The sequence below is a fragment of the Enterobacter sp. Taxon_2 genome, from assembly GCF_058355295.1.
Genome location: NZ_CM178024.1, coordinates 1,273,155 through 1,287,069 on the forward strand (window position 1 = coordinate 1,273,155; position 13,915 = coordinate 1,287,069).

A 13,915-nucleotide genomic window follows, 5' to 3' on the forward strand; every position below is an offset into this window, starting at 1 on the left:
GTTCTCTTGTTAGTTCAACGTTTACCGCCACGCGATGTCCTTTCGTGGCGGCAGGGGAGTCCGTCAGGTGACGGACTATTCTTTCTCGGCAATGTACGGATCCTCATAGCCCAGAGCAAGCATTATCTCTGTCTCGAGGGACTCCATCTCTTCCGCTTCGTCGTCTTCAATATGATCGTAGCCGAGCAGATGCAGGCTGCCGTGTACCACCATATGCGCCCAGTGGGCCTCAAGCGGCTTTTGCTGCTCTTTGGCTTCCTGCTCAACCACCTGACGGCAGATGATCAGATCGCCCAGCAGCGGCATCTCGATGCCCGGCGGCGCTTCGAACGGGAAAGAGAGCACGTTGGTCGGCTTATCTTTCCCGCGATAGGTCAGGTTAAGCTCATGGCTTTCCGCTTCATCCACCAGGCGAATCGTAACTTCTGATTCTTCCTGAAACTGAGGAATAACGGCATCCAGCCATTTCTGAAACTGTGCCTCATCTGGCATGCCGGAATTGTCTTCACAGGCCAGCTGTAAATCGAGGATCACCTGACTCATTTCTGTTCTTGCTCCTGCGCTTCGCGCTTACGTTCTGCGGCCAGTTCGGCCTTACGCTTCTGATCCGCCTCTTCCCAGGCTTCATAGGCATTAACGATACGCGCGACCACCGGGTGGCGTACCACGTCTTCACTGTGGAAGAAGTTAAAGCTGATTTCGTCGACCTCGGCCAGCACCTCAATGGCGTGGCGCAGGCCGGATTTGGTGCTGCGCGGCAGGTCAATCTGAGTGACGTCGCCGGTAATCACCGCTTTCGAGTTAAAGCCAATACGCGTCAGGAACATCTTCATCTGTTCAATGGTGGTGTTCTGGCTCTCATCGAGAATGATGAACGCATCATTCAGCGTACGGCCGCGCATGTAGGCGAGCGGGGCAACTTCGATAACGTTACGTTCAATGAGCTTCTCGACCTTCTCAAAGCCCAGCATTTCGAACAGCGCATCGTATAAAGGACGCAGATACGGGTCGACCTTCTGGCTCAGATCGCCTGGCAGGAAGCCCAGTTTTTCACCCGCCTCAACGGCCGGACGGGTCAGCAGAATTCGACGGATCTCCTGGCGTTCCAGCGCATCGACCGCCGCGGCAACGGCGAGATAGGTTTTACCCGTCCCCGCCGGACCCACCCCGAAGGTGATGTCGTGGTCGAGGATATTGGCGATGTACTGCGCCTGGTTTGGCGTACGCGGCTTAATGACGCCACGTTTGGTCTTGATGTTAATGGCCTTGCCGTAGTCCGGGACGCTCTCCGCGCTCTGCTCAAGCACGCGCGCCTCTTTAATCGCGAGGTGGATCTGTTCCGGTTCGATATCCTGCGTTTCGCCGCGCATTGGGGCGGTATCAACATACAGGCTACGCAGAATATCCGCAGCGGCGTTGACGCAGATAGGGCGTCCGGTAAGTTTGAAATGATTATCGCGACGATTGATTTCGATACCCAGACGTCGCTCCAGTTGTTTGATATTGTCATCAAACGGCCCGCACAGGCTCAGCAGGCGAGCGTTGTCTGCTGGCTCAAGGCTAATTTCACGCGTATCTATGTTCAAACTGTTCCTCTTTAATTGGTTAACCGATCCGTTGCGACAGGACGTAATAAAACGGTCATTACCGAAATTATTCACGCCACAGAATAAAGGCGCAAGCGTTGCGGAAGATATTGGGGACGATGAGAGGAAATACAAGGCCTGCCGGAAGGGCAGGCCATGAGGATTAAGGCTGGTAAATCCCAACGCCAGAATCGTTTTCTTTTCGGGTGCGCGAGATCACGGATTCCGGTGACTCGGCAATGCGCAGGCCCATTTCGTCCTCGGTGCGGACTACCTTCGCGCGCAGCGAGTTGGTCAGCACTTCGACAATCTCGACGTCTACGAATTTACCGATCATATCCGGGGTGCCTTCAAAGTTCACCACGCGGTTGTTCTCGGTACGACCGGACAGTTCCATAATGCTCTTGCGTGAGGTGCCTTCCACCAGAATGCGCTGAACGGTGCCGAGCATGCGGCGGCTCCAGGCGTTGGCCTGCTGAAGGATACGCTCCTGCAGAATATACAGACGCTGTTTCTTCTCTTCTTCCGGAACATCGTCAATCATATCGGCCGCAGGTGTTCCAGGACGCGCAGAGAAGATGAAGCTGTAGCTGACGTCAAAATTCACTTCACCGATGAGCTTCATGGTGCGCTCGAAGTCATCAGCGGTTTCGCCAGGGAAGCCGACGATAAAGTCGGAGCTAATCTGGATATCCGGACGCGCTTCACGCAGCTTGCGGATGGTGGACTTGTACTCCAGCACCGTATGCGGGCGGCCCATCAGGTTCAGCACGCGGTCAGAGCCGCACTGAATCGGCAGGTGCAGGAAGCTCACCAGCTCTGGCGTATCGCGATAGACGTCAATAATGTCGTCGGTAAATTCCATCGGATGGCTGGTGGTAAAGCGAATGCGGTCGATACCGTCAATCGCGGCCACCAGACGCAGCAGTTCGGCAAAGCTGCCGGTGGTGCCGTCGTAGTTTTCCCCGCGCCAGGCGTTAACGTTCTGGCCCAGCAGGTTCACTTCGCGAACGCCCTGCGCGGCAAGCTGTGCGATTTCAAACAGAATGTCATCTGCCGGGCGGCTGACCTCTTCACCACGGGTGTACGGTACCACGCAGTAAGTACAGTATTTGTTGCAGCCTTCCATGATCGAGACGAAGGCGGTCGGGCCATCGGCGCGCGGCTCAGGCAGACGGTCAAACTTTTCGATTTCCGGGAAGCTGACGTCAACGACCGGGCTGCGGTTGCCGCGAACCTGGTTGATCATCTCGGGCAGGCGGTGCAGGGTCTGAGGGCCAAAGACAATATCCACATACGGGGCTCTCTGGCGGATCAGCTTGCCTTCCTGCGACGCAACGCAGCCACCCACGCCGATGATCAGGTCCGGATTTTTTCGCTTGAGAAGCTTCCAGCGGCCTAACACGTGAAAGACTTTTTCCTGCGCTTTTTCACGAATCGAACAGGTGTTCAGCAGCAGCACGTCCGCTTCTTTCACATTTTCTGTCAGCTGGTATCCGTGGGTTGAATCCAGCAGATCGGCCATCTTGGATGAATCGTATTCGTTCATCTGACAGCCCCAGGTTTTTATATGGAGTTTTTTAGTCATCGACTTGCTCAGCTCAGGATTGCAAGCCGCGTATTGTAATGCTTTGGTGGGGTTGTGACCAGTATGAAGGTTATGTGTCTCAGGACCGCAAAAATCCGGTAAACTTAAGGGATTCTCCAATAAGGAAAATTGACCATGACACTCCTACACACCGAAGTTGCCGTTGTCGGCGGCGGTATGGTCGGCGGCGCGCTGGCGCTGGGGCTGGCGCAGCAGGGATTTGAGGTAACGGTAATCGAACAGGCGGCTCCGCCGGCCTTCGATCCCGCCAGCAAACCGGATGTGCGCATTTCCGCGATCAGCGCAGCGTCCGTCGATCTGCTGCGCGGGCTGGGCGTCTGGGAGGCGGTGCTGGCAATGCGCGCCCATCCTTACAGCCGTCTTGAAACCTGGGAGTGGGAAAATGCCCACGTTGCGTTTGATGCCGCTGAGCTGAAGCTGCCGCGCCTGGGTTATATGGTGGAAAACAACGTGCTCCAGCTGGCGCTCTGGCAGGCGCTGGAGACACATCCGAAGGTGACGCTGCGTTTTCCGGCCTCGATTAAGGCACTGCATCCTCACGAGAGCGGCTATCTACTGACGCTCGACGGCGGCGATGAACTGGCCGTGAAGCTGGTCGTTGGGGCGGACGGCGCTAACTCGCAGGTCAGACAGATGGCGGGTATCGGGGTTCATGCCTGGCAGTATGAGCAGTCCTGCATGCTGATTACCGTTGAGTGCGAGAATGAACCGGGAGAAAGCACCTGGCAGCACTTTACGCCGAACGGTCCGCACGCCTTTTTACCGCTGTTTGATAATTGGGCGTCGCTGGTGTGGTACGACAAACCGGCGCGTATTCGCCAGCTGCAGGGGCTTTCAATGGAACAATTGCAGCGGGAAATCCGCCTGCACTTCCCGAGCCGTCTGGGCAACGTTACGCCGGTCGCAGCAGGGGCGTTTCCGCTCACGCGCCGTCACGCTTTGCAGTATGCCCGTGAAGGGCTGGCGCTGGTGGGCGATGCGGCACACACCATTCATCCGCTGGCCGGGCAGGGCGTGAACCTGGGGTATCGCGACGTCGATGCGTTACTGGATGTGCTGGGCAGCGTCCGCGGACACGCGGAAAACTGGGCCAGCCATCAGGTGCTAAAGCGTTATCAGACGCGGCGTATGGCGGACAATTTCATCATGCAATCGGGAATGGATCTGTTCTATGCCGGGTTCAGCAATGACCTGGCCCCGGTGCGCATTCTGCGTAATATTGGCCTGATGGCAGCGGAACGCGCCGGTGGTCTGAAGCGTCAGGCCCTGAAGTACGCCCTCGGACTCTAAACTTTTTTCCCTCTCCCCGTGGGAGAGGGCCAGGGTGAGGGCATCAGGCAGCACAATTCTGTACAAAAACAAAAAAGCCCGCAGAGCGGGCTTTTTTGTTACTAAGTGGCTGGGGTGCAGGGATTCGAACCCCGGAATGCTGGTATCAGAAACCAGAGCCTTACCGCTTGGCGACACCCCAATTGCGTTAAACAAACTGCTTAACGACTTTTTTAAATTGGCTGGGGTACGAGGATTCGAACCTCGGAATGCCGGAATCAGAATCCGGTGCCTTACCGCTTGGCGATACCCCAACAATTTTTTTCATTACCGAACAACATCGATAATCTAAATTTGGTGGCTACGACGGGATTCGAACCTGTGACCCCATCATTATGAGTGATGTGCTCTAACCAACTGAGCTACGTAGCCAGTACTGCAATCTTCGATGGCTGGGGTACCTGGATTCGAACCAGGGAATGCCGGTATCAAAAACCGGTGCCTTACCGCTTGGCGATACCCCAATACCGCGGAGAACCGCAAAATCGAAGAAATATGGCTGGGGTACCTGGATTCGAACCAGGGAATGCCGGTATCAAAAACCGGTGCCTTACCGCTTGGCGATACCCCATCCGTGCAACGCTTACCCGGGAATGGTGCGGGAGGCGAGACTTGAACTCGCACACCTTGCGGCGCCAGAACCTAAATCTGGTGCGTCTACCAATTTCGCCACTCCCGCAAAAAAGATGGTGGCTACGACGGGATTCGAACCTGTGACCCCATCATTATGAGTGATGTGCTCTAACCAACTGAGCTACGTAGCCATCTTTTTTCGCGTTACCTTATCGGCGTTGCGGGGCGCATTATGCGTATAGACCCTTGCAGCGTCAACACCTTTTTCAACGAAAATAGCCGGAATGTGACTGTTTGGTTAGGTTGCGAACAGCGTGACCGAATATTCGGCAATTATTGGTTATTAATCGTTTTTAGCTGTGCAAAAGCGGGGCAAAAAAAATCAGGCCCCGCAGGGCCTGATGATGAAATACGCGATTATTTGTAGGCTGACTGGTGAACGCCTACCGCACGTCCTGACGGATCGTTCATGGATTTGAACGATTCATCCCATTCGATCGCTTTGGCAGACGAGCAGGCGACGGACGGGCCACCCGGCACACACTCCGCAGCGCTTGGTACCGGGAACAATTCTTCAAAAATTTCACGGTAAAGATACGCTTCTTTCGAACCCGGCGTGTTGTACGGGAAGCGGAAGCTTGCGGTTTCCAGCTGTTGGTCAGAAACCTGTTTCGCCGCGACCTCTTTCAGGGTGTCGATCCAGCTATAACCTACGCCATCAGAGAACTGCTCTTTCTGACGCCACGCCACGCTCGCCGGCAGGTAGGATTCAAAACATTCACGCAGGATATGTTTTTCCATTTTACCGTTGCCGCACATCTTGTCCTGCGGGTTGATGCGCATCGCCACGTCGAGGAATTTCTTATCCAGGAACGGCACGCGCGCTTCCACGCCCCAGGCGGACATCGCTTTGTTGGCACGCGCACAGTCGAACATGTGCAGCGCCTGCAGTTTGCGCACGGTCTCTTCGTGCAGCTCTTTGGCATTCGGCGCTTTGTGGAAGTACAGGTAGCCGCCAAACACTTCGTCAGAACCTTCACCGGAGAGCACCATCTTGATGCCCATCGCTTTGATCTTACGTGACATCAGGTACATCGGGGTCGAGGCGCGGATGGTGGTCACGTCATAGGTTTCAATGTGATAGATCACATCGCGGATCGCATCCAGACCTTCCTGCACGGTGAAATGAATTTCATGGTGCACGGTCCCCAGGTGGTTTGCCACTTCCTGCGCGGCTTTCAGGTCAGGTGCGCCTTCCAGGCCCACGGCAAAGGAGTGCAGCTGTGGCCACCAGGCTTCTGAGCGCTCCTGATCTTCCACGCGACGGGCCGCGAATTTCTTGGTGATCGCGGAGATCACGGAGGAGTCCAGACCGCCAGAGAGCAGCACGCCGTACGGCACGTCGGACATCAGGTGACTTTTCACGGAATCTTCCAGCGCCTGACGCAGCTCGGCTTTGTCCGTGACGTTGTCTTTTACCGCGTCGAAATCGAACCAGTCACGCTGGTAATATTGACGGATCTCGCCGTCTTTGCTCCACAGGTAGCTGCCTGCCGGGAACTCTTTGATGGTGCGGCAGACCGGTACCAGGGCTTTCATTTCAGAAGCAACGTAGAAGTTGCCATGCTCATCGTGGCCCATGTACAGCGGGATAATGCCGATATGGTCGCGGCCAATCAGGTAAGCGTCTTTTTCGCTGTCGTACAGCGCGAAGGCGAACATGCCCTGCAGGTCGTCCAGGAACTCAGGCCCTTTCTCCTGATACAGCGCCAGGATCACTTCACAGTCAGAACCGGTCTGGAACGCGTAGCGGTCGCCGTATTCGGCGCGCAGCGCCTGGTGGTTGTAGATCTCACCGTTGACAGCCAGCGCGTGCGTTTTTTTCTCGTTATACAGCGGCTGTGCACCGGCGTTGACGTCAACAATAGACAGACGTTCGTGAGCCAGAATCGCTTTGTCACTGGCGTAAACGCCTGACCAGTCCGGTCCGCGATGGCGCATCAGGCGGGACAGTTCGAGTGCCTTTTTACGCAGTTCGCCTGCGTCAGTTTTAATATCCAGTACGCCAAAAATTGAACACATAACCTTCTCCGTTAACCCTGTTGCTTTGTAATGTTGCTTGCTTATGAAAATGCCGCAAAGGGGCAGGGCGCGCAAGCGTTTTACGGGTGAAAACGTAAATAGTGCAATGGCGGTTGCCGATCTGTGAAAAATGCATATGTCGTGAGCGCTTTTATTGATGATTATGCAATGAAAGTGCTTTTTCGTTAGATGCAGTTGTGTTTTACAGGCGAGAAAATAAAAAACCACGCCCTGAGGCGTGGTTCGGAATCAGATAATGTCGATTTCGTCGACGGAGGGGTAAATCCAGCTTGGCCGGAACGGCATCGAATCAATGTCATCAAGCTGAGAGACGCCAGAGAGGACCAGAATTGTCTCCAGACCCGCCTGGAAACCGGCCAGAATATCGGTGCGCAGGTTGTCGCCGACAATAACGGTTTCTTCAGAGTGGGCCTGCATTTTGTTTAGCGCGGCACGAATGATCCACGGGCTCGGTTTCCCGACAACGAACGGCTGACGACCAGAGATTTTTTCGATACCGGCACACAGCGCGCCGCAGGCCGGATAAAAACCGCGGCCGTGGGTATCCGGGTTGGTGGCGATAAAGCGCGCACCGCTGGCGACAAAGTATGCAGCTTTATGCATCATCTCCCAGTTAAAGGATCGCGTTTCGCCAACAATCACAAAGTCCGGGTTGACGTCGGTGATGGTAAAGCCCGCTTTGTATAGCTCATGGATCAGCGCACCTTCACCCACCACGTAGGCTTTTTTCCCTTCCTGGCGCTTCAGAAAATCCGCCGTGGCCATCGCCGAGGTATAAAACACGCTGTCCGGGACGTCGACACCCGCCGTGGCAAAGCGGTTTGCCAGATCCTGACCGGTCTGAGAAGGGTAGTTCGTGAGAAGAACCAGAGGCATTCCTTTGTCGATGATGCGGTGAAGAAACTCCGCAGCACCCGGCACGGCAACGTTGTCGTGCATCAGCACGCCGTCGATATCACAAATTACATTCTTAATGGTCATGGACAGTCCGACATTAAAAAAAGAAGGCGTTACTATAAGGTCCGATCAACTTTCCAGCAAATGCTGCAGCAGAATTCCGTTGAGCATGGCGCGTTTGACCAGCGCGAACGCGCCAATCGCCGAGCGATGGTCAAGCTTTGAACGAACCACCGGAAGATTCTGGCGGAATGCTTTCAGCGCCTGGGTGTTAATACAGCCTTCAATCGCGGGGAGCAGCACCTTTTCCGCTTCCACAATTTCACCGGCGATCACCACTTTTTGTGGGTTAAACAGGTTAATGGCGATGGCGATAGTTTTCCCCAGATGGCGCCCCACCTGCTCGATTACTTCACAGGCCAGCGCGTCGCCTTTATTAGCGGCTTTGCAGATGGTGCCTATTTTGCAGTCGTCCAGCGTGACGCGGCTTTGGTAACCCTGTTCAAGTAGATGGCGAACGCGCTGCTCGATGGCCGTGTTGGCGGCGATGGTTTCAAGACAGCCGAAATTGCCGCAGTGGCAGCGCTCCCCAAGGGGCTCAACCTGAATGTGGCCAATCTCACCGACGTTACCGTTGCGACCAATAAAAATACGGCCGTTAGAGATAATGCCCGCGCCCGTTCCGCGGTGAACGCGCACCAGAATAGAGTCTTCACAGTCCTGACTCGCACCAAAGTAGTGCTCCGCCAGCGCCAGCGAGCGAATATCGTGGCCCACAAAGCAGGTCACTTTAAAACGCTTTTCCAGCGCATCGACCAGCCCCCAGTTTTCAACCGGAATGTGCGGCATATAGCGGATCACGCCGCTTTCCGGGTCGACCAGACCGGGCAGAATTACGGAGATAGCGATGAGTTCGCGGATCTTGCGCTGACAGCTTTCAATAAACTGCGCGATGGTATTCAGCAGCGCATGCTCCAGCGTCTCCTGGGTGCGCTCCGGAAGAGGGTAGTGCTCTTCCGCGATGGCTTTACTGCTCAGATCGTATAGCGTGAGCGTGGTGTCATGACGGCCCAGACGGACGCCAATTGCCTGAAAATTACGGGTTTCAGTAATAATGGAGATGGCGCGACGGCCTCCGGTGGAGGCCTGCTGATCGACTTCTTTGATCAGACCGCGCTCAATAAGCTGGCGGGTAATTTTTGTCACGCTGGCGGGTGCAAGCTGGCTTTGTTCGGCTATCTGAATTCGCGAGATGGGTCCGTGTTGGTCAATCAGGCGATATACCGCCGCACTGTTAAGTTGTTTAACGAGATCGACATTACCGATTTGAGCTTGTCCGCCAGGTGTCATACTTTTACTTACTCAGTGACGACCTCGTTACCATTAACGATGGTCTTAATAATTTTATAATCGTGTGTGAATGCCGTCAGGTTTGCAACCATACCTGGTGCAATTCCGCCTAGCTGTTTATCCACGCCCATTGCGCGAGCCGGATAAAGGGTTGCCATACGCAGGACTTCATCAAGCGCAATCCCGCAATGCTCAACCAGGTTACGCACCCCTTCAATCATGGTCAAAGAGGAACCACTCAGCGTACCGTTTTCATCCACACACAGTCCATTGCGGTAGTATATTGTTTTACCGGCAAAAATGAACTGCTCAATATTTGCACCTGCCGGTGCAGTGGCATCCGTCACCAGACAAAGCTTGTCACCTTTCAGCCGCTTAGCGTTGCGAATGTTGGTGTAATCAACGTGTAAGCCGTCAGCAATAATACCGCAGTAGACGTCTGGCTCATCCAGAATCGCCCCGACCAGACCCGGTTCACGGCCTGTGATATACGGCATGGCGTTGTAAAGGTGCGTCGCAAAGGTAATGCCCGCGCGGAAACCGGCTTTCGCTTCTTTCAGCGTCGCGTTTGAGTGACCGGCTGAAACGATAATCCCGGCGGCAGCAAGTTTGTTGATGACATCCGTACCCGTCATTTCAGGTGCCAGCGTCACTTTGGTGATCACATCGGCGTTGGCACACATGTAGTCAACCAGCTCCGCATCAGGCTTACGCACGTAATTCGGGTTATGTGTTCCTTTCTTGACCATGTTCAGCCATGGCCCTTCAAGGTGCAGACCCAGCGCCTGATTAGGATGTTTGGCCAGATATTCACGCATCACACGGATACCCTGCTTCATGAGGTCATCACTGCTGGTAATGAGCGTTGGCAGATAGCTGGTGCAGCCCGATTTCTCATTGGCTTTTTGCATGATCTCCAGCGTTTCGACCGTTACCGCTTCGGCGGTATCATTGAATTGCACACCGCCGCAGCCGTTGAGCTGAACGTCGATGAAACCGGGGGAGATTACTGCTCCATTGAGTGAGCGCTGTTCAATCTCCGGCGGCAGTTCTGCCAGCGGGCAAACACGTTCAATCAGGCCATCAGCGATAACAATCGCATGGTCATCCAGAATTTCATGGCCGGTATAAATCCGACCGTGGGTTAAAGCGTACATAACGACCCCCGGTTAAAAAAAGCGTCCGCCTCCTGATGAAGAGGCGGTTATTCAATTACAGACCTTTGATATTCTCGGCTTCTAACTCGTTGAAGTATTTCAGCGTTTTTACCTTCAGCTCCATCGTGGACGGTTCGTCACAGATGATGACGGATTTCGGATGCAGCTGCAGGCAGCTGATGGTCCACATATGGTTAACGTTGCCTTCAACGGCAGCCTGGAGCGCCTGCGCTTTCACGCCGCCCAGCACCAGAATCATCACTTCTTCGGCATCCAGCAGGGTGCCTACGCCTACGGTCAGGGCGTATTTTGGAACCTGGTTAACATCGCCGTCAAAGAAGCGGGAGTTTGCCACGCGCGTGTCATGGGTCAGCGTTTTAATACGGGTGCGGGAAGCCAGAGATGACGCCGGTTCGTTAAACGCGATATGACCATCATTACCTACACCACCCATGAACAGGTGGATCTTACCGTAAGAACGGATTTTTTCTTCATACTGACGGCATTCTGCGTCAATATCCGGCGCGTTTCCATTCAGCAGGTTAATATTTTCAGATGGAATATCAACGTGATCAAAGAAATTGCGGTGCATAAAGCTATGGTAGCTTTCCGGGTGGTCTTTCGGTAAGCCAACGTATTCATCCATATTGAAGGTGACAACATGTTTGAAGCTAACCTGGCCTGCTTTATGCATCTCAACCAGCGCCTTATAGGCTGTCAGCGGCGTGCCGCCTGTTGGAAGTCCAAGAACGAAAGGACGATCGGCAGTCGGCTTGAATGCGTTAATGCGGTTTACGATATGGCGAGCGGCCCATTTACCAACTTGTTCAGCAGTTGCCAGGGGAATCAGTCTCATTGTTCACCTCGAGAGTTAAAGTAGAAGAGTGGGCGGATGGCTATCGGAACCTGATACTTAAGCGTAACCTGGAAACTTTCAGGCCGGATCAATCCGTCTTGATTTTTTGAATGATAAAATAAGTTTTCGCTGTTAGCCAGTATAAGGGAGGGTGAATAACGATATTTGGTGACAAAAATCACAAAAAGTACGCGTTTAATTTGCGATACGAATTAATTTTTCACACACTCACAATGCCAGTGAATCATCAACTGTATCTATAGTTCGTGACACAATAAAAAAACAGAGCTGAGAACATGCCTTAAACGGGGTCTCATAGGGGGAAGAAAGTGAGTATTCTAGGTTATTTACAAAAGGTTGGTCGCGCACTGATGGTGCCGGTCGCCACGCTGCCTGCCGCAGCCATCCTGATGGGTGTCGGCTACTGGATCGACCCCAACGGCTGGGGTAATACCAGCGCGCTGGCGGCGTTCTTTATCAAGTCGGGCTCTGCCATTATCGACAACATGTCCGTGTTGTTTGCTATTGGTGTGGCTTATGGTATGTCCAAAGACAAAGACGGCGCCGCTGCGCTGACCGGTTTTGTCGGTTTCCTTGTGTTAACCACTCTCTGCTCACCGGCAGCGGTGGCCATGATCCAAAAAATCCCGGCGGACCAGGTTCCGGCGGCATTTGGTAAGATCAGTAACCAGTTTGTCGGTATCCTTGTGGGTATCATCTCCGCTGAACTGTATAACCGCTTCAGCAGCGTAGAGCTGCCAAAAGCGCTCTCCTTCTTTAGCGGCCGCCGTCTGGTCCCCATCCTGACCTCGTTTGTGATGATCGTTGTTGCGTTCATCATGATGTACGTCTGGCCGATGATCTTCGACGGTCTGGTGAACTTCGGTGAGCACATCCAGAAACTGGGTTCTGTCGGTGCGGGCGTGTACGCGTTCTTCAACCGTCTGCTGATCCCGGTCGGTCTGCACCACGCGCTGAACTCTGTATTCTGGTTCGATGTTGCCGGTATTAACGATATTCCTAACTTCCTGGGTGGTGCACAGTCCATCGAAGCAGGTAAAGCGGTTGTCGGTATCACCGGTCGTTACCAGGCTGGCTTCTTCCCGATCATGATGTTTGGTCTGCCGGGAGCTGCGCTGGCTATCTACCACTGCGCGCGTCCAGAGAACAAAGCGAAAGTGCTGGGTATCATGATGGCGGGGGCGTTCGCGGCCTTCTTCACCGGTATCACCGAGCCGCTGGAGTTCTCCTTCATGTTCGTGGCGCCAGTTCTGTATGTGATCCACGCTGTCCTGACCGGTATCTCCGTGTTCATCGCTGCCAGCATGCACTGGATTGCTGGTTTCGGCTTCAGTGCGGGTCTGGTGGATATGGTGCTTTCTTCCCGTAACCCGCTGGCGACCCACTGGTGGATGCTGATTCCACAAGGTCTGGTGTTCTTCGCGATCTACTACATGGTGTTCCGTTTCACTATCACCAAATTCAACCTGATGACCCCGGGTCGTGAGCTGGCCGTGGCCGGTAGCGAAGCGGATGGTCAGGATGTGAACGTGAGCGGTGCTCAGGATCAGGACGTTTCAGGTCTGGCGCGTCAATACATCGCCGCTGTTGGCGGTTCTGACAACCTGACCGGTATCGACGCCTGTATCACCCGTCTGCGTCTGAACGTGAAAGATTCTTCCCTGGTGAACGAAGCGCTGGCCAAACGTCTGGGTGCTTCAGGTGTTATCCGCCTGAACAAAACCAGCGTGCAGATTATCGTTGGCTTCGTGGCAGAGAAAATTGCTAACGCCATGAAAACCACCGGTCCGGTAGCCGCAGCAGAAGCTTCTGCCGCACCTGCCGCCGCGCCAGCGGCTGCAAAACCGCAGGCAGTACCCAACGCCAAAACGGTAGCCGCGCTGGTTTCACCGGTAACCGGTGAAGTCGTTGCGATTGAGCAAGTGCCTGACGAAGCCTTCGCCAGCAAAGCGGTCGGTGACGGTGTGGCGGTGAAACCAACGGAAAAAACCGTTGTGTCTCCGGCGGCCGGTACCATCGTGAAAATCTTCAACACCAACCACGCGTTCTGCCTCGAAACCGAAAATGGTGCGGAGATCGTTGTCCATATGGGTATCGATACCGTTGCGCTGAACGGTCAGGGCTTTACTCGCCTGGTGGAAGAGGGCGCTGAAGTGGTGGCAGGGCAGCCGATTCTGGAAATGGATCTGGACTTCCTGAACGCCAACGCACGCTCCATGATAAGCCCGGTGGTTTGCAGCAACATTGACGACTTCAGCGGTCTGGTTATCCAGGCGAAAGGTCAGGTTGTTGCGGGTCAAACACCGCTGTATGAGATTAAAGGCAAGTAATCGCTCCTGAGTAGAGTCATGCCTTAAGCGGCGGGGGATATCCTCCGCCGCTTTTTTTTGCAGCAAATGCCCCCATTATTTTCTTCAGAGACGTTTTAAGGGTT

At 54.3% G+C, this 13,915-nt stretch carries 10 protein-coding genes and 7 tRNA genes; 2 read left to right on the forward strand and 15 right to left on the reverse strand.

Features of this window, described 5'->3' with window-relative positions; genetic code table 11:
- Positions 1-75: 75 nt before the first annotated feature.
- The 3 genes from ybeY to miaB all read right to left on the reverse strand — a co-directional run bounded on the left by ybeY (position 76) and on the right by miaB (position 3,174).
- Positions 76-543 (reverse strand): rRNA maturation RNase YbeY, encoded by a 468-nt coding sequence (gene ybeY / locus AC4IC4_RS05925; protein ID WP_008501052.1) that lies wholly within the window; start codon positions 541-543, stop codon positions 76-78.
- Complete coding sequence (locus tag AC4IC4_RS05930; RefSeq protein WP_023310759.1) at positions 540-1,586, reverse strand: PhoH family protein; 1,047 nt, start codon at positions 1,584-1,586, stop codon at positions 540-542. The genes ybeY and AC4IC4_RS05930 overlap by 4 nt, the downstream gene beginning before the upstream one ends.
- A gap of 163 nt (positions 1,587-1,749) precedes the next feature.
- A complete protein-coding gene (gene miaB / locus AC4IC4_RS05935) occupies positions 1,750-3,174 on the reverse strand; it encodes a tRNA (N6-isopentenyl adenosine(37)-C2)-methylthiotransferase MiaB (RefSeq protein ID WP_491472348.1) in 1,425 nt (474 codons plus the stop codon).
- A gap of 135 nt (positions 3,175-3,309) precedes the next feature.
- On the opposite strand from miaB, the gene ubiF reads away from it, so the two are divergent.
- Positions 3,310-4,485 carry a 3-demethoxyubiquinol 3-hydroxylase gene (ubiF, locus tag AC4IC4_RS05940; protein ID WP_491472349.1) on the forward strand — a complete coding sequence of 392 codons (1,176 nt, stop codon included), beginning with the start codon at positions 3,310-3,312 and terminating at the stop codon, positions 4,483-4,485.
- A gap of 106 nt (positions 4,486-4,591) precedes the next feature.
- Here ubiF and AC4IC4_RS05945 read toward each other — a convergent pair.
- The 12 genes from AC4IC4_RS05945 to nagB all read right to left on the reverse strand — a co-directional run bounded on the left by AC4IC4_RS05945 (position 4,592) and on the right by nagB (position 11,460).
- Positions 4,592-4,666 (reverse strand) — tRNA-Gln (locus AC4IC4_RS05945).
- A gap of 37 nt (positions 4,667-4,703) precedes the next feature.
- Positions 4,704-4,778 (reverse strand) — tRNA-Gln (locus AC4IC4_RS05950).
- A gap of 41 nt (positions 4,779-4,819) precedes the next feature.
- Positions 4,820-4,896: transfer RNA gene (locus AC4IC4_RS05955), tRNA-Met, on the reverse strand.
- A gap of 17 nt (positions 4,897-4,913) precedes the next feature.
- Positions 4,914-4,988: transfer RNA gene (locus AC4IC4_RS05960), tRNA-Gln, on the reverse strand.
- Positions 4,989-5,020: 32 nt separating this feature from the next.
- A tRNA-Gln gene (locus tag AC4IC4_RS05965) sits at positions 5,021-5,095 on the reverse strand.
- A 23-nt stretch (positions 5,096-5,118) separates the two neighbouring features.
- Positions 5,119-5,203: transfer RNA gene (locus AC4IC4_RS05970), tRNA-Leu, on the reverse strand.
- An 8-nt stretch (positions 5,204-5,211) separates the two neighbouring features.
- Positions 5,212-5,288: transfer RNA gene (locus AC4IC4_RS05975), tRNA-Met, on the reverse strand.
- Between the two features lie 226 nt (positions 5,289-5,514).
- Positions 5,515-7,179 (reverse strand): asparagine synthase B, encoded by a 1,665-nt coding sequence (asnB, locus tag AC4IC4_RS05980; protein ID WP_014069343.1) that lies wholly within the window; start codon positions 7,177-7,179, stop codon positions 5,515-5,517.
- A 249-nt stretch (positions 7,180-7,428) separates the two neighbouring features.
- Positions 7,429-8,181, reverse strand: coding sequence for a ribonucleotide monophosphatase NagD (gene nagD, locus AC4IC4_RS05985; RefSeq protein WP_023310763.1), 753 nt, complete (start codon positions 8,179-8,181; stop codon positions 7,429-7,431).
- Between the two features lie 45 nt (positions 8,182-8,226).
- Complete coding sequence (gene nagC, locus AC4IC4_RS05990; RefSeq protein ID WP_024907025.1) at positions 8,227-9,447, reverse strand: DNA-binding transcriptional regulator NagC; 1,221 nt, start codon at positions 9,445-9,447, stop codon at positions 8,227-8,229.
- Positions 9,448-9,455: 8 nt separating this feature from the next.
- Positions 9,456-10,604 carry an N-acetylglucosamine-6-phosphate deacetylase gene (gene nagA / locus AC4IC4_RS05995; RefSeq protein WP_491472350.1) on the reverse strand — a complete coding sequence of 383 codons (1,149 nt, stop codon included), beginning with the start codon at positions 10,602-10,604 and terminating at the stop codon, positions 9,456-9,458.
- 55 nt (positions 10,605-10,659) lie between these two features.
- Positions 10,660-11,460, reverse strand: a complete 801-nt coding sequence (nagB, locus tag AC4IC4_RS06000; RefSeq protein ID WP_491472351.1) for a glucosamine-6-phosphate deaminase — start codon at positions 11,458-11,460, stop codon at positions 10,660-10,662.
- Positions 11,461-11,789: 329 nt separating this feature from the next.
- On the opposite strand from nagB, the gene nagE reads away from it, so the two are divergent.
- Complete coding sequence (gene nagE / locus AC4IC4_RS06005; protein WP_024907027.1) at positions 11,790-13,811, forward strand: N-acetylglucosamine-specific PTS transporter subunit IIBC; 2,022 nt, start codon at positions 11,790-11,792, stop codon at positions 13,809-13,811.
- Positions 13,812-13,915 lie beyond the last annotated feature (104 nt).

Excerpts from the sequence above, each read along its gene's own strand:
- nagA (WP_491472350.1), bottom strand. The coding sequence starts at position 10,604 with ATGTACGCTTTAACCCACGGTCGGATTTATACCGGCCATGAAATTCTG.
- nagC (WP_024907025.1), bottom strand. The coding sequence starts at position 9,447 with ATGACACCTGGCGGACAAGCTCAAATCGGTAATGTCGATCTCGTTAAA.
- nagB (WP_491472351.1), bottom strand. The coding sequence starts at position 11,460 with ATGAGACTGATTCCCCTGGCAACTGCTGAACAAGTTGGTAAATGGGCC.
- asnB (WP_014069343.1), bottom strand. The coding sequence starts at position 7,179 with ATGTGTTCAATTTTTGGCGTACTGGATATTAAAACTGACGCAGGCGAA.
- miaB (WP_491472348.1), bottom strand. The coding sequence starts at position 3,174 with ATGACTAAAAAACTCCATATAAAAACCTGGGGCTGTCAGATGAACGAA.
- ubiF (WP_491472349.1), top strand. The coding sequence starts at position 3,310 with ATGACACTCCTACACACCGAAGTTGCCGTTGTCGGCGGCGGTATGGTC.
- ybeY (WP_008501052.1), bottom strand. The coding sequence starts at position 543 with ATGAGTCAGGTGATCCTCGATTTACAGCTGGCCTGTGAAGACAATTCC.
- nagD (WP_023310763.1), bottom strand. The coding sequence starts at position 8,181 with ATGACCATTAAGAATGTAATTTGTGATATCGACGGCGTGCTGATGCAC.